The sequence below is a fragment of the Polyangiaceae bacterium genome (assembly GCA_016715885.1).
Lineage (GTDB): Bacteria > Myxococcota_A > Polyangia > Polyangiales > Polyangiaceae > Polyangium.
Window position 1 is genome coordinate 73,461 of the sequence record JADJXL010000020.1, and the last position, 22,082, is coordinate 95,542.

A 22,082-nucleotide genomic window follows, 5' to 3' on the forward strand; every position below is an offset into this window, starting at 1 on the left:
GGACGTACGAGCAACATCCAATGGATCAGCTCGCCAAACGTCGTGCGGGCGCGACGGGGAGCGTGAAGCAAAACGTGCTACCCTTGCCCTGGTCACTTTCGACCCAGATACGCCCGCCATGAGCGTCGACGATGCCCTTGCTGATGTACAGTCCGAGTCCGGCGCCGCTGTATCCCGCGCCGGTGCCCCGAAAAAACCGCTGGAATATCCCCTTCATGTCGGAATCGCGGATCCCGGGCCCCGTATCTTTCACGGCAAAACGAACTCCGTCTTCGCACGGCTCGGCGCTCATGGTAATCGTCCCGTCGGGGCCCGTCCATGCGCGTGCGTTGGAAAGAAGATTCGAGAACACCTGCGCAATTCGCTCGCGATCGCAATGCACGAGCGTGTCGGGGCACGAAACGACAGGAATGATTTGAGCGACCTTCATTGCCCCCGGTTGAAATGCATCGATGGCATCATCAATGAGAGAGGTCACCGTGCAAGCGCCAAGGTCGAGTGAGAGCAAGTTCTTATCGATGCGGGCCACGTCGAGCAGGTCGCCAATGAGTCGCTGCATGCGCAGTCCCGCTCGACGAATTCCCTGCGTGATATGTTTGACCCGGGCGGGCACTGCATTATCGGGAATTCGCAGGAGCAAGTCCGTATTCGCCAAAACCCCCGCCAGAGGATTACGCAAATCGTGCGAAACGATCGCCATCATCTCATCGCGAACGCGAATGGCCCGCTGCGCCTCGCCATACAACGTCGCATTGTCGAAAGCCGCTCCCGCTCGACGCCCAAGATCCTCAGCGAGAGCCATGTCGAGATCGTCCTTGGCAGGCCCCGGCGACGTGGTGATGAACGTGAGCACACCGAAGGTGCAGCGCCGCGCCGTGAGCGGAACGCTTATCAGTGACCGAATGCCGATTTTTTCCAGATCGCTCCCATTTGCGAGCCCAAGTGTTTGTCCGAGCGATACATCATTTCCTTCCGAAAATGATCGGGTCGCGCCGGTTCGCGCGACGTCGATCATCATGGACGTCGGGGGAGCTGGGTCGAGCGCTCGCCGCAATTCATCCGCGACTACCATATCGATGTGCTCGAGAGCCGCCAAACGCATCGTTCCCATTGGGTCGTCATGCTCGCGGCTTACGAAGTGCAAGACGAACCCATCGGCAATGGCAGGCATGATCAGCCGGCCGAGCGCATCGGTGGCTGCATCGATGTCGAGTGTGGAGGCGAGCGCCGTGCCGGCCTGAAGCATGATTTGCTGGGCTTTTAGGCGCCGGTTACGCTCCGAAACGTCGCGCAAGGCGACCACGGATCCATATGCATATCCATCGGGACGAACAATGGGCGTCCGCTCGACTTCCACACACCGAGCAACCCCATGGCGATCGCGCAGCCACGTCGTAGGTTCCCGCATGACCTTATCGCAAAGCTCGTCCGGCTCAGCGCGTTCGCCTTCCAGCCGCATGATTTCATCGAGCGGCTTTCCGAGCGCCTCGATCCCGTGCCAGCCGGTGAGCCGCTCGGCCTCGTCGTTCATCAGTCGCACGTACTCGTCACGATCGACCGCAATGACTGCATCGGCGACGCTTTGTATGGTCGCCGCAAGCCAAGCTTCGCTTTCCGAAAGTCGGCGCATGACGCGATGGCGGAAAAGCGCCATTTCGAGAGCAATCTTGAGCTCTCGCTCTTTGAAGGGTTTTAAGACATAACCATAAGGCTCCGTGCTCTCGGCACGCCGGACGGTGGGTTCGTCCCCAAATGCCGTCAGGTAAACAATCGGCACGTCGAGGTGCTCATGAATACGTGCGGCCGCTTCGATCCCGTCGATATCGCCCTTGAGCTTGATATCCATGAGCACGAGGGCGGGCTTCAGCTCGAGCGCTTTCTTGATGGCGTCGCTCCCGGTCGCCAACGTCGCGGGGACGTGATACCCGAGCTGCTCCAGCCGCTCCTGAAGATCGAGCGCCACGATTTGCTCGTCTTCCACCACGAGAACCGAATACTTTTCTTCGCGCGAGAGCATCATCATCCACTTCACCTTCGCAGAAACGCACCCAAATCCAGCGCCTCCGAATGCTCGCGCAACTTCTGCAATGCCCTCGATTCAATCTGTCGCACACGTTCGCGGCTGAGCGAATTCGACCGGCCGATTTCTTCGAGCGTCAACACATCGCCTCCCCCAAATCCAAATCGCAATCGCAGAATCTCCTGCTCGCGCGGCGTCAGCGTCTCGAGCAAACCTCGTGCTCGCTCCAGCAGTTGATGCTGGTCGAGCCTTTGGTCGGGCGCTGCGCCTTGCCCTTCCAGCATGTCCACGTAATTGCTGTCCCCGCTATCCCCAATCGGCGCGTCCAGGCTCAACGTCGGCGCTGATGCAACACGCACCGCATTCACCTTGTCGAGCGACAGGCCGCTGCGTTCGGCAATCTCCTCCATCGACGGCTCACGAGCATTCTCCTGCGCGAGCGCTTTGCGTGCGCTCGCCACACGGCGCCGGGTATTCGCAATGTGCCCAGGTACTTTGATGGCCTTGCCGTGGTAGAGCACGTGCCTATCGAGCGCCTGCCGAATCCACCACGCTGCATACGTCATGAACCGATGACCCCGGCGGTAATCGAATTTTTCCGCTGCGCGCATCAGTCCAAGATTGCCATCCTGCACCAAATCGAGCAGCGGTACCCCGCGACCCAGGTAATCGCGTGCCGTCGCCACCACCAGCCGCAAGTTCGCCGTCACCAATTCATCCCGAGCCCGCGCAATCGTGCGTCGCGCTTTCACCAGCTTCGCCCGCGTATTCTCGATCGACGCCCGCTCGTCACCCTCCGCTCGTTCAGCCGCTTCGCGCAGTGCACGCTCGATTCTGTCATTCACCGCCGGCGTCATCCGCACCTCTGCAAACCCCGTGGCAAGATCCGACAGCCCGCTCGTCGCCGCCGATTCGCCCGCCTCCGCGGCCGACGCACGCAATGCAGCCAAAAGCCGCATGAGCCGTGCAGAGATCGCATGCTCGGCCGCATTGTCGTCGTCTTGCAGCAGCGTATCCACCTTCATCCGGCCCAATCGCAGATCCTCCTCGATTGCACCGAGCTCACGCAGCGCCACCGGCGACTCGATCCACGCCTCGGCCATCTCGCGCTCGGCTGCTTCGATGCGCTTACCGATCTCCACTTCGCCTTCGCGCGTGAGCGGCCTGCAGTGCGACAATGCCTGCATGTACATTTCCGTCGCGTCGTGCGCGGCCCGGTTTGGCGCGGCAATCTTTGCTGGACGTGGGCTCGTCGTCGCGCGTGGGCTCGTGCGTTTGGCTCTCCGAACCACGGCGCGCACCGGTTTGCCCGGGTGCTCGTCGCGCGCGGATGCCGTTTCGGATTGTATTTCGTGTGTAATAAACGTTTCGTTCAGCATTTCCCTCGTCGTCGAGTCATCCACTCGGAGCATTTGTTGAATTTCGGGCTGAGCACGTTAATCACGCATGCGCGTCGTGGAAGGGGTCGCAATGTATCATTTCGTCACGTCCCGGTAAAACGTTTGTTGCGGTCGAGGTTGCTCGAATGGGCGTGCTGGAGTGTAATAGGTGCGGCCAATGCTCCGTTCGAGCGCCGGGGCGGCACGGGGAATGCTTCGCGCCGGGACATCAACCATTATGTCGACGGAGGAGGCCAATGCGCGTAGGTGACGTCATGACGCAGGCGGTGGAGACGACGACGCCGAGCACGACATTGCAGGCGGCGGCACTCAAGATGCGGGAGACGGCCGTTGGCATGCTGCCCGTCATCGAAGGCGGCCGACCCATCGGCGTCGTCACGGATCGGGATATCACCGTCCGAGCGACCGCGAACGGTATGGACCCACAGTTGAGCACCGTGGCCGAAGCGATGACTCGCTCCGTTCATTCGTGCCGCGACGATGATTCTCTCGAGGATGCCGCAAGGAAAATGCAGATGGCAACGATTCGCCGCCTCATCGTATTGAACGAAGCGGGGGTCATGGTCGGAGTCGTTGCATTGGATGACCTGCTCGCTTTGCCCAAGGAGGAGCAGGTCGTGGCCGATTTGGAGGATTCCATTTCGGCAGCGGAAATCCGCAGAATCGCGTAATCCGAGGCCGTTCGGGTGGACGGCTCAGTTGGGTATGCAGACCAGGCCCAGCAAATTCGACGCGCCGACGGAGCCGACGACCGTCGCTGCCCCCGTCGTTCGGTTCAGCGTCGTCAATACGTCGGTCCCCGTATCGATCAAATACATCACGTCGTTCGCTGCATCGAACGCCAGCGACTGCGGGCTCGTCAGACCCGCTCCGAGCGGGCCCAGCAACGTCACCGCGCCCGTCGCGCGGTTGACGACGTAAGCCGAGTCCGTATTTGTATCGGTTAGATACATGATGTTTGCGTTGCTATCATAACCAATGTTGCTGAACCCCGTGAGAGTGCTGGTTCCCACGAGCGTCGCCGCGCCCGTCGTCGTGTTGATCGTGTAAAGACCATTGTTATGGTACGACAACCCATAGAGCGTGCCCGTCGAGGTATCCCATTCGAGCCCGTGCATCACGATCGCGCTATCCCCATAGGGTCCAATCACGGTGACGGCGCCGGTCGTGAGGTCCAGCTCGGCGAGCAAATCGAGGCTCGTCGAGCTCACGTACACTTGGTTCGTATCCGGCCGATAAGTGAGGCCCCCGGTGGTTCCCGCTGCCGATCCTGCCGTGGCCAGGACTGTCCTTGCCCCCGTTGTCTTGTCAATCATCGAGATGATCCGATTGGACTCGATCCCGTATAGCGTACACCCGCTCGATAGGGTGCACGTCACGCCATCGCCCACATACCCGCTGTTGCATGCGCACGTGAACGATCCAGCCGTATTCGAGCACGTCGCGTTGACATCGCAATTGTCCGTGCCGAGGGCGCATTCGTCGTCATCCGCGCAGGTGACGCCATCGCCCGAATAGCCGCCATTGCACGCGCACATGAACGAACCAGGCGTATTCGAACACGTCGCGTTTGCATCGCAATTGTCCGTGCCCGCAGTGCATTCGTCGTTGTCATTGCACATCACGCCATTGCCGGAATACCCGCTGTTGCACGCGCACGTGAACGACCCGAGCGTATTCGTGCACATCGCATTTGCATCGCAATTGTCCGTGCCGAGGGCGCATTCGTCGTCATCCGCGCAGGTGACGCCATCGCCCGAATACCCGCTGTTGCACGCGCACATGAACGAACCGGGCGTATTCGAGCACGTCGCGTTCGCATCGCAATTGTCCGTGCCCATCGCGCATTCGTCGTTGTCGTTGCACGTGATGCCATTGCCCGTAAACCCGGCATTGCACGCGCAGGTGAATGATCCAATCGTATTCGTGCACGTCGCGTTTGCATTGCAATTGTCCGTGCCCAGCACGCATTCGTCCACGTCGCTGCACATGACGCCGTCCCCGGAATAGCCAACGTTGCATGTGCACATGAACGACCCTGGCGTATTGACGCACGTCGCATTCATGTCGCAGTTGTCCAGGTTCGCAGCGCATTCGTCAATTTCGGAGCACATCACCCCGTCGCCCGAAAAGCCCGCGTTGCACGCGCACGTGAACGAGCCTTCCGTATTCGTGCACGTCGCATTCGCATCGCAGTTGTCGACGTTCGCCGTGCATTCGTCGACGTCGGCGCACGTCGCGCCGTTGCCCAGCCATCCCGTGTTGCACGTGCACGTGAACGACCCATCCGTATCCGCGCACGTCGCATTCGCGTCGCAGTTGTTCGTCCCGTCCGCGCATTCGTCCACGTTCGTGCACGTCACGCCATCGCCCGCATATCCGCTGTTGCACGCGCACGCAAACGACCCATCCGAATCGGTGCACGTCGCATTCGCGTCGCAGTTGTTCGTCCCGTCCGCGCATTCATCCGCATTCGTACACGTCACCCCGTCGCCCGTGTACCCAACATTGCACGCGCAAGAAAACGTGCCCGGTTCGTTCGTGCACGTAGCATTCGCGCCACAATTGCTCGCTCCCGTCGCGCATTCGTCGACGTCGCTGCACGCCATCGACGTGTCCGAGCATGTATACCCCGGCTCCACCGTGCACGTGTCCGAACATCCATCACCCGCTGTCGTATTGCCGTCGTCGCACGCTTCGCTGCCCCCGAGCGCGCCATCACCGCACACGTTTTTCGCATCCGGATCCACTTGCGACGTGCCGTCGCACCCCATCCCGCCCGCTCCCAAAACGCCAAGCAAAATCGCTGCAGTCAAGCCTATTTTTCGGTATCGCATCGCCAAAGCCCTCGGTGTTTACAAAGTATGTTCTGGACTATCCGGCGCATGTTCGACCAAGCGCCGCGCGATGTCAACCATTGCGTTTCGGGGTGGACGCGTCGTACTGACGCTTGGGGTGTGGCGTCCAAGCACATGGCGCAGTCGCCAGTGCCGTGCGATCACTCGTCCCGCGGCGGCTCGCTGCGCACTTCGAGAATTGCTTTCATCACGAAAACCGCCGGCCGGAGCACATCCGACAACCGCCCGCCATCATCGACGGGTGGCGTCGTTCCACCCACCTGATAGAGCGCACTCCTCAGGTCCACCGCGCGCGTGATGACATTGCGCGACGTTCCGTACGGCCCGTCCGCCAGCTCCAAAAGCGTTTCAATGCCGATGCCCAGTGCCTCGGCAAAACCTTGTCTCACCGGCGGAGAGCCCGGTGGTCCTGCCGAACGACCCTCGCGCACCGCTGTTCGCATATTGGCGGCCGCTGCCGGAGCATTCACGCTCGAGCCATTGGGTATGGATTCGAGCGCCTTCGCGAAAAGCTCGACCGTCCGTGCCAAGTCGTCATCACTTGGTGGAGCGGCGCTCGTTTCGAGCAGTCGAACGGCGATTGCAAAGTTTTCGATTGCCTCGGCAAGACCACGCTCAGCCACGCGGATATCCGGCGGCGGCGCCTCGTGCAGCGCTTCTTGATGAATCTGACGCGCGAGCGGCAATGGAGGCGAAGGCACCGCCGGTGGCCTTTCGACCTCGCAACCGCAGAGCACGATTGCAATCAAGAAACACCTCACCCCCCGACCCCCCCCAATATTGCGCATTCGTCAAATGGCATCCGCAATGGACGCACTCGAGGCTTCCGATTCCGATCGACGTTTCGACGCCTGTCGCCCCACGCCCGCACCATAACGATATGTCAGCTCACCGCCGAGCCATCCGCCTACGCCTACGGCACCCAATGCCAGCACCGCCAATGCGAATCCCGTCCGTCGCGCTCCCATCCCGCGAGCAATCAGCGATGTCGTGATCAAACCCGCGGCAAGCACATTCGATGCGGCGTGAACGAATGACACACGTCGCGCATTGCCGTGTTGATGAGTCCACTCGGCAAGCCCCGCGGCCAACGCCACCCCGGCTCCAACCAATCCGACTCGATAAGACAGGTCCGCCATTCCCGACGACCGGCGATTGCGCCCGTTCATGCTCGCGATGTCCAGCACGACCCCTGTTGCCCAGGCACCGATGGGAAGCGGAATGATCGCCGGATGCAATGGATGCCCCAGCCACGTCCCCGTGAGTGCATCATGAATGGCAGGATTGTTCTGCATGAAGTCGCTCACCGGTCGGTGAAGCGCCTGGATCATCCCATCGATCGCGGGCGATTCGTCTTCGATGATTTGCAAGAGCCTCGGCGGTTCTGAATTCGTCTTGCCCATGGAGCTGATCGTTTGATTCATCTCCGCTCGCACATGCACGGCGCGGGCCTGCGCTGGGCGAGCCAGCGCGCGACCCGAGCCGCAATGGCGTTCCTCAGCGGTAGAGTACGAACTTGATGAGCACCTTCGCCGTTATCGTAATTTGGCCCGGGGCGATCGTCCCAACGGATGTATCCGGTGCCCCTCCAGCCTCGGACACCGTTTGCGCGCCAAGAGGAGCCCACGTCTGTCTTGTCGATTCTTCCACTTCGAGCGGCCAGCCGACTTTGTGGTTCAGTTTCTTCGCCATCAGTTGCGCCTTTCGCTGAGCGGCTGCAATGGCGAGATCCCGAGCGGCGTCCCGATGCTTCTGCAACTCGGTCGTCTGGAATTCAATGCCGTCGATGCGATTCGCGCCTGCCTGAAGCGCGCCGATCACCAGATTTTCGAGCTTCGTCAGGTCTTGCAGCTTCACCGTGATCGAATTGTGCACGATGTAGCCGATGATTTCGGTGCGGGTCCAGTCCTTGTACATCGGCTCCACGCTGATGTAGCTCGTCTGAATGTCCTTCGCTTCGATACCTAGCTGCTCCATGTGGCGCAGGACCTGCGTCACCTGCGTATCGCTTTGCTGCTTGGCGGTCAAAAGCTCCGTATTGCGAGTTTCGACGCCGAGCTTTACGATTGCCTCGTCGGGCGAAACGCGCACTTCCGCATCGCCGGAGACGATGATCGTGCGCTGCGTTTGCGCACTGGCGCGAGTAAACATCGTTTTCATGGCGACTTGGGATTGGCCTTTGGCATTGGCCAGCCCGGGAACCAAAAGCGCGGCACTGACGGCGAGTGCTGTCAATATCGGAATCCGTTTCATGTTCCTGCTCCTTTTTCGATGCCGCGCGTGGATCGGCGCGCGTTTTTATCGGAGCAGTGCAGACGTTATACCACGGACGAGCGTGCTCGAACGTAACGGGCGGATGGTCGCTCCGCCCGCATATTCACATGCGCCTCAAGAACCCTTTTCTTGCTTTTCTCGCTGCCAAGGAAACTGTCCTGTCAATTCGACTTCAATAGTCCAGCTCAAGAACGTCCGAACGAGCACGATGCGTCACACCAGAAGGTGCAAGCCCATCGTCATGGCGAAAGCGTTTTACCTGAGCGAACGACCTCGTGCAAGGCCATCCATGGACGACGTCGGCGCGCGTCGGCACTTCCTGCGCGACGTGGGCCATCGAGACGACGCCGTTGCAACATCCCTCTACCACTCCGTCGTTGCCCTGTGCTATACGGGCGCGTCGTGAGCGCTACCTGGTACATCTACAGCCCTTTGCCTCCCACCGCGATGACGAAGCTCGAAACTGCTTTCGAGCAGTATTTCGAGGCGTATGCCGACGTCAACGGCGATGCGCTCGAGGACGACGATGGCGTCCCCGAAGTGGTCGCAGGAGGCTCGATGCCGCCCGCCAAGGAGCTCGAAGCTCTGTACGCGCACCTCGGGATCCCGCTGCCAAAGGACATCCTGAAACGCTACAAAGCTTGCAAGTCCGTGATGACGCTCGATAGAGCGAGCGACCTGGAAACCGACAGCTCGCGCGCATTCGTGTCCATTCTACGGTACTTGCTTGCACGCACGGGTGAAGGTGCGCTCGTAATGCAAAACGACGTGCCGCTCGTGACGGCCGAAGAGCTGATAACAAAACTTCGCAAAAAGAAGGGGTTGCCAGGGTTCGACGAGGAATCGAATGCGGGCGCTGGGGAAAAACGCAAAGCTCCGGCCGCGCGTGGGGAAAAGCCGGGTGAAGTGCGTGCGGTTCGCGTGTCGCAAGCGCTGGATGCGCTGATGAACGATCCCGAACTGGCGCTCGATTTGCGCCAAGCATTGCACAAAACCCCGAAGCTCGGACAACAATATGCGGCGTTGATCCTTCAAGATGGCGTGATGCCGGATGCGGCAGCGGCAAAAAAGCTGGGGGTTCGCGTGGAAGCGCTCGCGGAGGCGGCCGATGAGCTCGACGAGATGCTGGGGGAGCTCAGGGATTAAGTTTTCGTCGCTTCCACGCGTTTTTCACGCGCCCAGCCTCGTTCGAAGCGCATTCGCAGGGCCTCGTCGTCGAGCGATGCTGCAATGGCCGCGGCACGGCGCCGAGCCTCCGCGCCTTCGTGACCTCCCACGATACGCGCGAGCATGTTCAATGCCATTGCGCGGAGCCTCAAATGACCGCCGTCTCCGGCGTGATCCGCTGCAATGCGCGCAAAGCCGGCAGCTTCATCGGCAAAGCCCTGTTTCCACCGAGCATACGCAAGGCCATTCGCTCGGCGGCATAGAGCAAATGCGGGTGCGTTTTCCTCTTTGATTGTCCGATAAAGCGCTTCGGCACCGGCGTGATCCGCCGTTTTGCCGGGGGCAGTGCGGTTTTTCTCGTAGGCGCGTTGATCGATCCAGCGAGCATGAAGGCACGCTTTGTCGTGCGCGGGCATGTCCTCGGCAAGAAACGGTTCAATGCGGGCGAGCAATGCGGGGACCGCAGCGACGTCCGCACGACTTGCGATGTAGGCTTCGACGAGGAGCAGTTCGATGCGCGCTTCGGGGGGCGCTTTGGCAAACGACGCGTGCGCTCGGCGGAGGTGCGTTTGGGCGGCGTCGGATTCGTTGGCGCGAAGGGCACAAGTGGAATGGGCGAGGGCGAGCCAGATGCGGGAAGTTGGAGCGTCGCTGATGGGTGGACGGTCCCATAGGCGGACCAAATCGCGGCAGACGGGGAGGGGGAGGTCATTGAATCGCGAGTGATACGCGCCCATCCAGCGGGCGCGGGCGTCGACGGCGCCTGGCAGGCCGAATGCTGCGAGGACGCGAGCGCCCCAGGTGCCTCCGTCGAGTTGCCCGCGGCTTCGCAATCGGCGCAATGCGCGTTCGATGGTTGCAACGTCGTCAGCGTAGCCTCGGAGGGCGGACAGGCGTTCGGCGACGGCGGCGAGCGAGCCGTGCTTTTCGACGAGCCAGGCGACGTGATCGGCCCATGAAAAGCCCGGATCGGCGCTGCTGCCAGGGTCGAGCTCGGGCTCGTGTCCGGGATCGTGTCCGGGTGAAGTGGGCATTCTTTACGTATAACAGCAGGACAAAGAACACGGAGCAACGATCATGAACAACAACCCGAACTTTTACTTGGTCATCGATCTCGAGGCGACCTGCGACGAGAATCACCGCATTCCGCGGGCGCAGACGGAGATCATCGAGATTGGCGCGGTCCTGGTGGACGCGGAGACGCTGACGCCGGTGGACGAGTTTTCGACGTTCGTCAAGCCGGTGGTTCATTGGAAGATCACGCCGTTTTGCACGCGGCTGACGAGCATCACGCAGGCGGACGTGGACGCGGCGCCGACGTTCCGCGAGGCGATCACGAAGCTGGGGCGTTTCGTTGGAGGCAAGGACGCTCGGTTTTGCTCGTGGGGCGATTACGATCGCAATCAATTCGAGCGGGACGCGTCTCGGCATGGAGTGAAGCTGCCCTTTCGGGCGGGGCACTTGAACTTGAAGAAGCGTTTTTCCGAGCAGCTCGGGGAGACCGAATCGTACGGGATGGCGGGAGCGCTACGGCGGGTAGGGCTGCGGCTCGAGGGGACGCATCACCGAGGGATCGACGATGCGCGGAACATTGCGAGGCTTTTGCCGTGGATCCTGGGACGACCGCGGGCGGCACCGAGGTGAGGGTGTGAAAAGGTGCCGGACGACCCCGGAGCGCGTTGTCCGAAAGCCGTGCCGCCGTTGCGATCACCGCGTGTCGTTCGAGTCCTGCGACGGCTGCTCATCCGCCTTGCGCAAGACCTCGTCGAGCGATTGCGCGCTGAGCACCCGCATGGCCATCTCCGTGATCTCGCTCGATGCAGCAGCCTTGACATGAGCAACCGCGTCATCCGGAAGGGACCCGAAACGCCGCTCGAGTTGCAACAGCAGGTTCTTCTCCACCTCTTGTTTGGCCTTGCGTTCCGCCTCGCGCTGTGCCTCTTGCGCCTTGCGCTCAGCCTCTTGCGCCTTGCGTTCCGCCCGCTCCACCTTCGCTTCGAGCCGCTTCTCTCTCGCCTCAAAAATCTTCTTCGTCAGTCCTGGGTTGAGGATCTCGTCGATCTCCGGATATCCCGTCAACATGAACTGCGCCGCCATCTTCAACTCCGCTTCGGGAACCTTCGCTCCAAGCTCAAGATACGTAAAAACGCCCCGCAGGCAAGCATTTCCTTCCTCCCCGCGAAAAAACACACGCAGCTCGTCCTTCATCTTCAACAGCTCATCGAGCAACCTCGACGGTTCCCGGACGAACCGAAAACACAGCAACGTCAAGCGAGCTGCAAGCGTGACGGGACGCTGCAACAACGCCTCGGCATCGACTCGGCTCACGTCGTCCACGACAACCCCATAATCGACCAAATACGGCGCAAACATCCGCGCCAAGTCATCGTCCAGCTTGAAGTAATCTCGAAACCGACACGATGACTTCCACCCTCCATCGCCATGATGCAAGATGATCGTCAATATGGGCGGCAATCGCTTGTCCCCACGCCCGATCGGTTGGGCAGCGAATTCTTCCCATTTGTCGACCTGATACCGCAATGCTTGAAGCAACGACCACGGCTTGTACCCACTCTCGTGCTCGAACAAAATATGAAACAATGTCTTGCGCCCTCGAACGTCGACCGAATACAGCACGTCCGAAAAGTCCGAGAGCAAGTCCGTGCCGACAAACTGACTCGATTCCAGTTGCAACGACGACCAGTCGATGACGTCCACCAGCTCCCGGTCCAGAATGCATCGCAGTTCCGACGCGGTATTCTCCGGTACCGTGAACGTCCGCAGAAAGAGAGCATTGTGCGGCGAAGGCGACGCTTTGCTCGATCGCTTCGCACGTTTGCGTTTGGCACGGGCACCCATGGAGTTTGCCCGGACGTCCTGCCAGACAAACTCATCCGATGCAACCCCAAACCGCCCGCCCCGCTGTCGAGCAGTGGCAAGAGAAATCGCATGGTTCGCCGTATGGCCGATGGTAGACGAACGCTCGACCTCGTGGTGCGAAGACTACCCTTGCATCGAACCGCGGATCTGCGTTACCGTGAGCCGATGAACGCGCCCACCTCTCCCGATGATCTCCTTCGCGTATGGTTCGGCGAGCCTGGTAGCCCGCCGCTTTCAGCATCCAAAAAATGGTTCGCCAAGGACGAAGCATTCGATGGCCTCTTGCGCGATCGGTTCCTCGGGACGCTCGAGGCCGGCGTTCGTGGGGAGCTCGATGCGTGGAAGTCGATGCCACGCGGGCGCTTGGCGCTCATCATTCTCTTCGATCAGCTCTCCCGCAACATGTTCCGCGGCAGTCCGCGTTCGTTTGCGCAAGACGCGCTGGCGCTCGCATTGACGCTGGAGGCGCTCGGTGCCGGCGAGGACCGCAGCTTGACGCCCGTCGAGCGATATTTCTTGCTCATGCCATTGATGCATTCGGAAGACGTCGTGATGCAACGACGATGCGTCGCCGAATTCGGAAAAGCTTTTGGCTGAATCGCCTGACGAATTCAAATCGCTCTTGGCGTCCGCTCTGGATTATGCGCAGCGCCACGCGGTCATCGTCGAACGATTCGGCCGCTTTCCGCATCGAAACGCGGTGCTCGGGCGGGAATCCACGGCGGAAGAGAAAGAGTTTCTTCTGCAACCGGGGTCGTCGTTTTAAGGATACTTTTGCAATGATGCTTCGCTCGAAGACGGCACCTGCGTGCTTGACTGCAATGGGCCTATCGCTTGCGCTCGTCGCGTGCGGGCCGCCCGAAGAGCCCGAAACGCCAGTGACGCCGCCTGGAACGCCGCCTGTTGGAGCTTGGCCTGGCCCTGCACAACCGCCTCAGTACACGCCGCAGCCGTACGTACCGCCGCAGGTGAACCTGCCGCCTCCGCCCACCGAACAAGAATGCCGCGATCGCGCAGCTCGGGCAGCGCCAATAGACACGAGCGGCGAGACCGACGTGAAGCAGCAATTCAACAAGGTCTTCGGCGCGCACCACGAAACGTTCCGCTGCTGCTTCGATGCGCTCGAAGCGCCGAGCAAGCCGCTGACGAACGCGAAAGTGACGCTCGCCGTCATCGTCGACGCATCGGGAAAGCTGACGAGCGCCGAGGTCATCTTGGCGGAAAGCGACCCGGTGTCGATGGGCACGATCAAGTGCATCAAGGACATCGCGGGCATGATCGCGTACCCAGCGCCCGTCAGCGGCGCCCCTGCGGGCTACAAGCGCGTTTTCGACTTCAAAGCACGCCGATAGTCGCCATTTTTTGCGGTGAATAGCCGACGAGCTGCCCCTTGACAGTGCGCCAAGCGGACACATGTTGGGCGCCTTCATGAGCACTGCGGCATCGATTCACCTCGCACGAGCCAGCAAAGCAGCCCGCCTCCTGAAAGAGGCTACTTCCGAGGAAGAAGCGGCGCTTTTGCTGGATGCAGGCATGAGCGAACTGAACGCAGCCCTTCGCGCAGCTCCCAAGTCAATCGCCGAACGTGTACAACAAGTCGTCAACGACATCGCCAAGCAAATGATGAGCGTCGTACGCGAAGACGCCCTCGCCGAGGCGCTCGAATCAGCCCAGGCGTAACGTCGCACGAACCGCGCATTTCATCTCCTCCCTCCCATCACTCACCCCAGCTTCCGGATCCAGCGCAACGTCCTCATGTCATTCGCACATGAGCGGCCATGTTTTCGAAGAGCACACGGGCGAGCTGCGTATGCGCCTCGTCGCACCGACGCTCGAAGGGCTCTTCGCCGAAGCAGGGCGAGCGCTGGCAGAATTGACGCTCGGCGCAGGTGATCTTCCGTTACCGACAGGTGATCCCGAATTCGTTACGTTACAATCGACGGATCGCGACGCATTGCTCGTGGACTGGATTGATGAGCTCATTTTTCGCACGGAAAGATCCGGACGAATCTATGTCGAATTCCAATTCCAGCGCCTGACCGATAAGACGCTAGGCGCGCTCATCCGAGGCGCCGAGCCGCGCGAGCTGCGCACCGTGGTCAAAGCGGCCACGTTTCATGGGCTCCACATCAAGGAAGACGCATATGGCTTTTCCTGCACGGTCGTTGTCGACGTCTGAGCCTGAACCAAGCACGACGCGGTATCCGTTCGAGCCGGTCGGGCCGTATTTGTACGAAATTCCGCGCACGTACCGATCGGACATGCGTGTGCCTGCGCGTGTCGTGGCAGATGCCGAGCAATTGGCGGCCATTGGACAGGATCGCAGCGTCGAGCAGCTCATCAACGTCACCACATTGCCCGGCATTTACGGCCAAGCGCTGGGCATGCCCGACATGCACGAGGGATACGGTTTTCCCGTGGGAGGCGTGGCTGCGACCCGCCTGCCCGATGGAGTCATTTCTCCTGGAGGAATTGGTTTCGACATCAATTGCGGCGTCAGGCTCCTCGTCTCGAACCTTGAAAAAGCTGCCCTGGCCCCGCATTTGAATGCGGTCGTTCACGAGCTCAGCCGTAGCGTCCCCACGGGCGCTGGCCGTGCGGGTCGCTTGTCCCTCGATGACGACGCAATGGCCGATCTCTTGCGTGAGGGCGTGCCGTATCTCATTCGCAAATTCGGGCTGGGGACGGCCGACGATATCGACGTCATCGAATCTCGCGGCTGTTTACCTGGCGCCGATCCAGCGCACGTCTCCGAGCGAGCGCTGCTGCGCGGTCACGATCAGCTCGGCACCCTGGGCAGTGGAAACCATTTCCTCGAAGTGCAGGTCGTCGACGAAGTATTCGACGAAGCAGCCGCAGCGGCGTTTGGCATTGCCTTGGGACGCATCACCGTGCTCATTCATACGGGCTCTCGAGGGCTCGGGCATCAAGTGTGTACGGACTTCGTGCGCATTTTGGACCAAGCCATGGGTCGTTTTGGCATCGTATTGCCCGATCGCCAGCTCGCTTGCGCGCCGCTCTCGTCCTCGGAGGGCAAGCGTTATCTTGCTGCAATGTGCGCAGCGGCCAATTTCGGTTTTTGCAATCGGCAGGTCATCACGGACATCGTGCGCAAAGTGTTCCGCCGGTTTTTCCCGAACGAGCTGCATTTGGTGTACGACGTCGCCCACAACACCGCAAAAATCGAAAAGTATGGAGGTTTATCGCTGTGTGTTCATCGCAAGGGGGCGACGCGCGCGCTCGGGCCATCGAGCGTCGAGATTCCGCCGCGATATCGTCGAATTGGCCAGCCTGTTTTCATTCCGGGGAGCATGGGCACGGCGTCGTACGTCCTCGTGGGTACGGATGCTTCGGCCGAGATATCGTTCAGCAGCACGTGTCACGGAGCTGGGCGGGTCATGAGTCGAGGGGCGGCCAAGCGGCAGGTTGCTGGTCACGAGCTTCGTAAGCAGCTCGAAGCGCAGGGCATCGTGGTCAAGTGTCCATCGAATGCGGAGCTGGCCGAGGAGGCGCCGCTTGCGTACAAGGATGTCGATCGGGTGGTCGACGTGGTGCACGAGGCTGGGATTGCGAAAAAAGTCGCGCCTCCGGCCGCTCGGCGTGCTGAAGGGGTGAGCCGGCCGATTTGAATATCGAAACGCCTGATGTTATTCGTTTCGGATTGCGCGCCGATTCAACCTTGCGATTGTTTTTTCTTGCCGCTGCGAATCTTGGGGAAAAAGCGTTCTGCGGCTTGTTTGCCGACATCGGCGACGAGGGCGCCGTAGATCTTCGTCATGAGCGTGGCCCAGGCGTCTTCGGCTTGTTGAAGGCGCGTCGAAGCGATGGATTGTGCGGTCAATGCTTGTTCGACGGCTTCGGTAGCGGCCTTGAATGCTGCAATGCCGGCGGTGAGCGCTGGGACGGCGGCTGTGCGGACCTCGTCGCTTGGCGCGAGGAATTCGTTCATGCGCGAGATCAATTGCCCGTAGCGAGCGATTTCTTGATCGAGCGGTGCGGCTGTGTAATAATCGATTCCGTCGGGGAAGATCTGCGTATAGGGGGGTTCTTTTGCGGCATTGACGCTGCGTCCGGCAATCCTTGCGCGGCCGTCTTTGGCGGTATCGTCGAGGTCATCGTCGGCGGCGTCGCGGTCGGCGCGGGCATCTTGCACGGGGCCGGCGGCATCTTCCCATTCACGGCCGCGTTGCAGGACGAGCGCCGTTGCGGCGTCGGCATCGGTGGCGAGTTGGGTACGTTTGGCGCGGCGAAGGCGGCGGCCGACATAGCGACCATATCGCACGCGTTCGTTATGCGATGCATCGGGATCGGGGAGGCGCATGGGCAAGACTCCTTGGTGGTGCAGCGACAGTAGCCGAGGTCGCTTGGCTGGGTCAAGTTTTTGTGTGATGGCAGGGGCAGCAGGGTAGCCAAGGCCGGAAGGGTGTCTCCTGAGGCGTCGAATCGGTGCATAGGGGGGTAGGGTGCGCGGGTTCGACGTTTCGAGAGCGCGCAACAGGGGGTGGGGTGCTCGGTTTCGACATTTCGAGGAGGCGCACCAGGGAGTGGGGTGCTCGCTTTCGACGTTTCGAGAAGGCGCACCAGGGGGTGGGGTGCTCGGGTTCGAGATGTTCGAGCGGTGCATCCGGGGGCCTGATGCGCGAATCGAGAAGAGGGTTGGCGGCTTTGGGGGTGCTGATTGGCGTGTGTGCGGGGTGGGGTGATGAATTTTCTTTACAGGGAGGAAGTTCTGGGCGAGAGTGGGTGTGGGCGGTAGGGAGCCGTCCGAGTTGGTCTGTGAAAAGCTGGAAAGGCTAACCGCGTCCGGGGCACAAAACCCGGGGGGGTTAGCGCTTGGGGTCAACCTTGCGAAGTTGCAGGGGAAAGGCACGAAGGCCACCTGTTGCGGGGTGGTGATCGGAGTGGTTGAGCTCGCTGTTGGGGCGAGGTTAGCGATTCCAGATTTGGGGAGCTTACAAACAAGGCCGTTGCGAGGGGTCCCGAGGGGGGTCTCCCGCAACGGGTCCGCCCGCGTAAAGGGCATTGAAACAGCCGTCAGGTACATGAAGGCGCTTACTACTGCGCCCCCGCAACGGGTCCGCCCGCGTAAAGGGCGGATCTGTCGCCCCAGTAACGGCCCGCAACGGGTCCGCCCGCGTAAAGGGCATTGAAACAGTAGTTGGTCGCGTCCAGAAACTGGAGCCTATCAGCCCGCAACGGGTCCGCCCGCGTAAAGGGCATTGAAACAGTTGGTCGCGGAGGTGTTGGTCGTCGCGACGTGTTGGTCGCCCCGCAACGGGTCCGCCCGCGTAAAGGGCATTGAAACATGAATGCTGGGTGGCCTCTCAGCCGCCCAGCTCGGTCCCCGCAACGGGTCCGCCCGCGTAAAGGGCATTGAAACAGGGCTCACAATCCTTGCCGCTGGAGATTCTCCCCCGCAACGGGTCCGCCCGCGTAAAGGGCATTGAAACTTGGGTGTACCCCTTGGGTTCCGCTTTCCACGTCTGCCCCGCAACGGGTCCGCCCGCGTAAAGGGCATTGAAACTGCCAAGTTCGGCACAAGTGTGCCATTGTTTTTTGTCGGCCCGCAACGGGTCCGCCCGCGTAAAGGGCATTGAAACTCATACGAGAAGGGGGCCTTCGGGGCATCCTTGTTCTCATTCCCGCAACGGGTCCGCCCGCGTAAAGGGCATTGAAACTAGATGCAGACGTTGTTCGCCGGATTGGCAAACGTAACCCCGCAACGGGTCCGCCCGCGTAAAGGGCATTGAAACATCTTGATTTTCACCTCCAACGAGGGCGAATCACCTGCCCGCAACGGGTCCGCCCGCGTAAAGGGCATTGAAACAAGCCGAGTTCAATGTGGTTCCGAGGCCGCCACACAGCCCGCAACGGGGTCGCCCGCGACAATCACCGCAACCACGCGCGGGGTTAAAACCCCGCGCTACACAAAGTCCTCACTACCGTTCGGGACTGGCCTTGTGGAATTTCGGATCGTCATCGAGAATCCTCGACGATTTCGCATAGATTGCAGGCCTCGCCATGCAGCCATGACGTCAGTCCGAGCGCGGTAGCGCGAGGACTTCTTGTCGTGTAGCGCGGGGTTTCAACCCCGCGCGGGGCTGGGCGAGGATACGCGTTCGGAGTTTTGAGACGGTCTCTGCTGAAACCCCGCGCGCGCCTGGCGCGAAGATGCGCGAATCGAGTCTCGAGACAGCCTTTTCAACCCCGCGCGCGCCTGGCGCGAAGATGCGCGAATCGAGTCTCGAGACAGCCTCTTCAACCCCGCACGGGCGTCGGCCGAGCCACCCTCGTCAACGGGTCCGCCCGCGTAAAGGGCATTGAAACAAGCCGAGTTCAATGTGGTTCCGAGGCCGCCACACAGCCCGCAACGGGGTCGCCCGCGACAATCACCGCAACCACGCGCGGGGTTAAAACCCCGCGCTACACATTCAAAAGTCCCTCACTACCGTTCGGGACTGGCCTTGTGGAATTTCGGATCGTCATCGAGAATCCTCGACGATTTCGCATAGATTGCAGGCCTCGCCATGCAGCCATGACGTCAGTCCGAGCGCGGTAGCGCGAGGCCTTGTCGTGTAGGCGCGGGGTTTCAACCCGCGCAGGGGCTGGGCGAGGATACGCGTTCGGAGTTTTGAGACGGTCTCTGCTGAAACCCCGCGCGCGCCTGGCGCGAAGATGCGCGAATCGAGTCTCGAGACAGCCTTTTCAACCCCGCGCGCGCCTGGCGCGAAGATGCGCGAATCGAGTCTCGAGACAGCCTCTTCAACCCCGCACGGGCGTCGGCCGAGCCACCCTCGTCAACGGGGTCGCCCGCTCAAGGGCATTGATACGGATCCCGGCCGGCTACGCCACGACGACTGCGCCATGAATGCCTTGACTCGCTTGACGCATGCTGTTGTTGTCATCGTATGCCGAAGCAAGGTCTGCCGCTACTCATGTGCGCATGGCTGCTGCTATGCAGCGCCGGTTGCCTCACAATGGCGGACCTCCAATGGAGCAATCCCCGCGCGGACGTCGTGCATATCTGCGACAAACCGCTCGATGTCCCCGAGGGCGTGAATCTATGGGCGTGGAACAGCGCGACGGGACAGCTCGTCACGGGCGACGATCCCGCTGAATTGAGGTGGTTTGCGCACCGTGCGGATGTGCTTTTCGAATACGACCCCGATGCACCCCGATCGAGCGTCTCGAGAATGCCGCCGGAGTACGGTTTGACATGTGAAAGGCCGGCGGCATCCTACCCGCAGTGGACGTTCTTGCCGTCATCCACCGTCTTTTTCGGGCCCAATCAACCCTGTGCGGAGGCGGCTCGACGTGCCGATCCGCATTGGCTCGCCGTCGTGCCGGGAAGCAAACCGCCCAGCAAGAAGAAGGATCCCCCACGCTTGCGCGTCTGCGTGCGTCCGTCGTGGGTCAAGGACGATGTCGGCGCATGGGCCGTGTTCAATGATGTCAAGGAAAAACGACTTACCGCCAGCGCTATGAAATTCGCAGAAGAGGCTGCCAAGGCGGACGCCATTTTCGTCTTCGATGCAAATGCTCCTCCAGTGTCCGCGTGCTGGTTCACCGAGGACCCCACGAAGCTGCGTTGTCCGGGCAAGCGGGTCCCAAAGACATGCACCGAGGAAGCACTGTCGGAGTTGTTGCACTTCGATAAAGGGGTCGACGCATATACCGGACACTCCATGAAATGCGACGGGCAAACCACGTCGACATCGAGCCCGGACGGCAACGGACCGCCCTTGAACTTCGTGGAAGTGCTCGCGCGCAACCTGGCGATCGCTGGCGCGCTCGCGTCGGGCGACACGTCGGGCTCGCTGAAGGATCCGCACGGTAAGCGGTATGGGATGCTTGGCGGTAAAAGCGCCGACGGGCCGGATTGGTTGGTCCTTCAAGCGGCCGCGGGTACGTTCGCGATCATCGGCATCCCGTTCAAGTCGGGCAAGGAGTTCCTTGCGACATTCCGTCGGGCGCTGACCGAAGGAAAGGCGGCGACGATCTTGGACCCGAAGGTCCTCTCGAAGGAGATCGCGGAGCAGTTGGCGCACGAGCCCGAAAAAGCAGCGGTAAACAAGGTTATCGATGCTTGGAAGCTGGGCGACACGAAGGCCGTCGAGAAGGCCGTCGATGCCCTCGAGTCATTCGGCAAGACCATGGCACCATCGCTTCGGGAGGCGGGTGTGACTTTGCCGTACTCGCGGGCGAAGATCTTCACGAGGGGATGGGAAGGGAAGTTCCAGGCGCATCATATTCTGGAAGTTGACATGGGGGACAAGGTCTTCAAACTGGGGAAAGCGATCGATGATGTCCCGGCCATCGTCCTCTCCGATGCGGAGCACAAGGCGGTTACGAAGGCGCTGGAGGAAGCTCGAGCAACGATCCTGGCAGGAACCGGCAAAAAGTACCCGGACAAGCAGCAGTTGTGGGCGATCTACCAAAAGGTGTACGCGGGCAAGCCGGCATGGTTGGAGGCCATTGATGCCTACTTCCAATGACAGTGGTGAGCATGAGCAAGGGCGCAAAAACACATGAAGACGAAAATCTGGATATCATTCAACGCGCTCCCCATTCCTGGCGGCGCTGCGACGATTCTCGAACCGGCTCGATGTGGTAACGACGTGGCAGACGTCAATGACGTTCCCATTCTCAATCAAATCTTTGTCCATGTGAAACTGGACGAGTATGATGAGCGCGTTGCCAAACTGCTCACCCTGCTTGAAAAACACGGTGTCGAGGTCGATGCGTCCACGTACGTCGAATACTCCGAGGAAGACCGCCAAAGTGCGCGACTATTGTTGATGTCGGCGGATATCAAGAATAGCTTTCACGTGTCCCTGCGAGGCGGTACCAAGTATGATATGAGCGCAGCGTGCGCCAACTGCGGCGCGGGAGCGGTACAACCATCGGTACTGTACGTCGATGGCGACTATTTGAGTAGGATCCGGAAGCATCGGGCGATCGGTAGCTGGCAGGGCCACATCCTCGTCGACGGCGGCATGGTCAAGAAGCTGAAAGACGCCCGCATCACGGGAATCTCGTTTGGCGACGTTCGAGCGCGATTGAGAAACGACAAATGGACCAGCGTGGCTCGCGACCAAATCCTCATCGAACATACGATGCCGCCCATGCGCGGGGAACTCACGGCGGACGACGAGAAGTATCTCTGCAAGGTTTGTCGGCGAGGCGGACGCATGGATTTTCCCAAGCAGCCCTATCGTGAAGAGGATCTGGCCGGGATGCAAGACTTCAACCTGACGTGGGAATGGTTTGGCGAGTTTTGGCCCGAAGACAAGCAACGAGGTGAAAAGCGTCCGTCGCCCTATGTCCTCGTCACGCCCAAAGTGATGAACATCTTCCGCGAAGCCGGCGTGAAAACGTTCGAATGGACGCCGGTCGGCATCGAGCGGTGACGACGCCCTGGGACCAGCACCTCGGCAAAGGAAACGCGCGCGTCGATTCGGTGCATGGGGGGTGGGGTACGCG

Annotated in this window: 18 protein-coding genes, 2 pseudogenes and 1 CRISPR repeat array; of the genes and pseudogenes, 11 read left to right on the forward strand and 9 right to left on the reverse strand. The window is 60.9% G+C overall.

Annotated features, from left to right (window positions below):
- Positions 1–25 precede the first annotated feature (25 nt).
- Together IPM54_25740 and IPM54_25745 are read right to left on the reverse strand one after the other, a co-directional pair.
- Positions 26–2,023: a response regulator gene (locus IPM54_25740; protein MBK9263194.1), complete on the reverse strand. Its 1,998-nt coding sequence runs from the start codon at positions 2,021–2,023 to the stop codon at positions 26–28.
- 5 nt (positions 2,024–2,028) lie between these two features.
- Positions 2,029–3,399, reverse strand: coding sequence for a sigma-70 family RNA polymerase sigma factor (locus IPM54_25745; protein ID MBK9263195.1), 1,371 nt, complete (start codon positions 3,397–3,399; stop codon positions 2,029–2,031).
- 257 nt (positions 3,400–3,656) lie between these two features.
- Here IPM54_25745 and IPM54_25750 point away from each other — a divergent pair, with 257 nt between their 5' ends.
- Positions 3,657–4,091 carry a CBS domain-containing protein gene (locus IPM54_25750; GenBank protein ID MBK9263196.1) on the forward strand — a complete coding sequence of 145 codons (435 nt, stop codon included), beginning with the start codon at positions 3,657–3,659 and terminating at the stop codon, positions 4,089–4,091.
- Between the two features lie 24 nt (positions 4,092–4,115).
- On the opposite strand, the gene IPM54_25755 is transcribed toward IPM54_25750, so the two are convergent.
- The 4 genes from IPM54_25755 to IPM54_25770 all read right to left on the reverse strand — a co-directional run bounded on the left by IPM54_25755 (position 4,116) and on the right by IPM54_25770 (position 8,531).
- Positions 4,116–6,257 (reverse strand): hypothetical protein, encoded by a 2,142-nt coding sequence (locus IPM54_25755; GenBank protein ID MBK9263197.1) that lies wholly within the window; start codon positions 6,255–6,257, stop codon positions 4,116–4,118.
- 161 nt (positions 6,258–6,418) lie between these two features.
- Positions 6,419–7,027: a hypothetical protein gene (locus IPM54_25760; GenBank protein ID MBK9263198.1), complete on the reverse strand. Its 609-nt coding sequence runs from the start codon at positions 7,025–7,027 to the stop codon at positions 6,419–6,421.
- A gap of 42 nt (positions 7,028–7,069) precedes the next feature.
- Positions 7,070–7,681, reverse strand: coding sequence for a DUF2231 domain-containing protein (locus IPM54_25765; protein ID MBK9263199.1), 612 nt, complete (start codon positions 7,679–7,681; stop codon positions 7,070–7,072).
- A gap of 94 nt (positions 7,682–7,775) precedes the next feature.
- Positions 7,776–8,531 carry an SIMPL domain-containing protein gene (locus tag IPM54_25770; protein MBK9263200.1) on the reverse strand — a complete coding sequence of 252 codons (756 nt, stop codon included), beginning with the start codon at positions 8,529–8,531 and terminating at the stop codon, positions 7,776–7,778.
- A 229-nt stretch (positions 8,532–8,760) separates the two neighbouring features.
- On the opposite strand from IPM54_25770, the gene IPM54_25775 reads away from it, so the two are divergent.
- Together IPM54_25775 and IPM54_25780 are read left to right on the forward strand one after the other, a co-directional pair.
- Positions 8,761–8,958 (forward strand): hypothetical protein, encoded by a 198-nt coding sequence (locus IPM54_25775; protein ID MBK9263201.1) that lies wholly within the window; start codon positions 8,761–8,763, stop codon positions 8,956–8,958.
- Complete coding sequence (locus IPM54_25780; GenBank protein MBK9263202.1) at positions 8,955–9,698, forward strand: hypothetical protein; 744 nt, start codon at positions 8,955–8,957, stop codon at positions 9,696–9,698. The genes IPM54_25775 and IPM54_25780 overlap by 4 nt, the downstream gene beginning before the upstream one ends.
- Here the strand turns inward: IPM54_25780 and IPM54_25785 are convergent.
- Entirely contained in the window at positions 9,695–10,753 is a 1,059-nt protein-coding gene (locus tag IPM54_25785; protein ID MBK9263203.1) for a hypothetical protein, read from the reverse strand. The genes IPM54_25780 and IPM54_25785 overlap by 4 nt on opposite strands.
- A 43-nt stretch (positions 10,754–10,796) precedes the next feature.
- Between IPM54_25785 and IPM54_25790 the strand changes: the two genes are divergently transcribed.
- Complete coding sequence (locus IPM54_25790; protein MBK9263204.1) at positions 10,797–11,363, forward strand: exonuclease domain-containing protein; 567 nt, start codon at positions 10,797–10,799, stop codon at positions 11,361–11,363.
- 63 nt (positions 11,364–11,426) lie between these two features.
- Here IPM54_25790 and IPM54_25795 read toward each other — a convergent pair whose 3' ends face one another.
- A complete protein-coding gene (locus IPM54_25795; GenBank protein MBK9263205.1) occupies positions 11,427–12,578 on the reverse strand; it encodes an Rpn family recombination-promoting nuclease/putative transposase in 1,152 nt (383 codons plus the stop codon).
- Between the two features lie 186 nt (positions 12,579–12,764).
- Here IPM54_25795 and IPM54_25800 point away from each other — a divergent pair.
- The 5 genes and pseudogenes from IPM54_25800 (at position 12,765) to IPM54_25820 (ending at position 16,214) form a co-directional block, all read left to right on the forward strand.
- Positions 12,765–13,365: pseudogene (locus IPM54_25800) on the forward strand (DUF924 domain-containing protein).
- A gap of 13 nt (positions 13,366–13,378) precedes the next feature.
- Entirely contained in the window at positions 13,379–13,951 is a 573-nt protein-coding gene (locus tag IPM54_25805; protein ID MBK9263206.1) for a hypothetical protein, read from the forward strand.
- 76 nt (positions 13,952–14,027) lie between these two features.
- Positions 14,028–14,279, forward strand: a complete 252-nt coding sequence (locus tag IPM54_25810; protein MBK9263207.1) for a hypothetical protein — start codon at positions 14,028–14,030, stop codon at positions 14,277–14,279.
- Positions 14,280–14,367: 88 nt separating this feature from the next.
- Positions 14,368–14,778 (forward strand): archease, encoded by a 411-nt coding sequence (locus tag IPM54_25815; GenBank protein MBK9263208.1) that lies wholly within the window; start codon positions 14,368–14,370, stop codon positions 14,776–14,778.
- Positions 14,744–16,214 (forward strand): annotated as a pseudogene (locus tag IPM54_25820) (RtcB family protein). The gene IPM54_25815 and the pseudogene IPM54_25820 overlap by 35 nt, the downstream one beginning before the upstream one ends.
- Positions 16,215–16,272: 58 nt before the next feature.
- Here the strand turns inward: IPM54_25820 and IPM54_25825 are convergent.
- Entirely contained in the window at positions 16,273–16,920 is a 648-nt protein-coding gene (locus IPM54_25825) for a hypothetical protein (GenBank protein MBK9263209.1), read from the reverse strand.
- A gap of 795 nt (positions 16,921–17,715) precedes the next feature.
- A CRISPR array of direct repeats spans positions 17,716–18,500; the repeat unit is 37 nt; unit sequence CCCGCAACGGGTCCGCCCGCGTAAAGGGCATTGAAAC.
- Positions 18,501–19,576: 1,076 nt separating this feature from the next.
- Here IPM54_25825 and IPM54_25830 point away from each other — a divergent pair.
- A complete protein-coding gene (locus tag IPM54_25830) occupies positions 19,577–21,094 on the forward strand; it encodes a hypothetical protein (protein MBK9263210.1) in 1,518 nt (505 codons plus the stop codon).
- A gap of 33 nt (positions 21,095–21,127) precedes the next feature.
- A complete protein-coding gene (locus IPM54_25835) occupies positions 21,128–22,009 on the forward strand; it encodes a hypothetical protein (GenBank protein ID MBK9263211.1) in 882 nt (293 codons plus the stop codon).
- Positions 22,010–22,082: the final 73 nt, after the last annotated feature.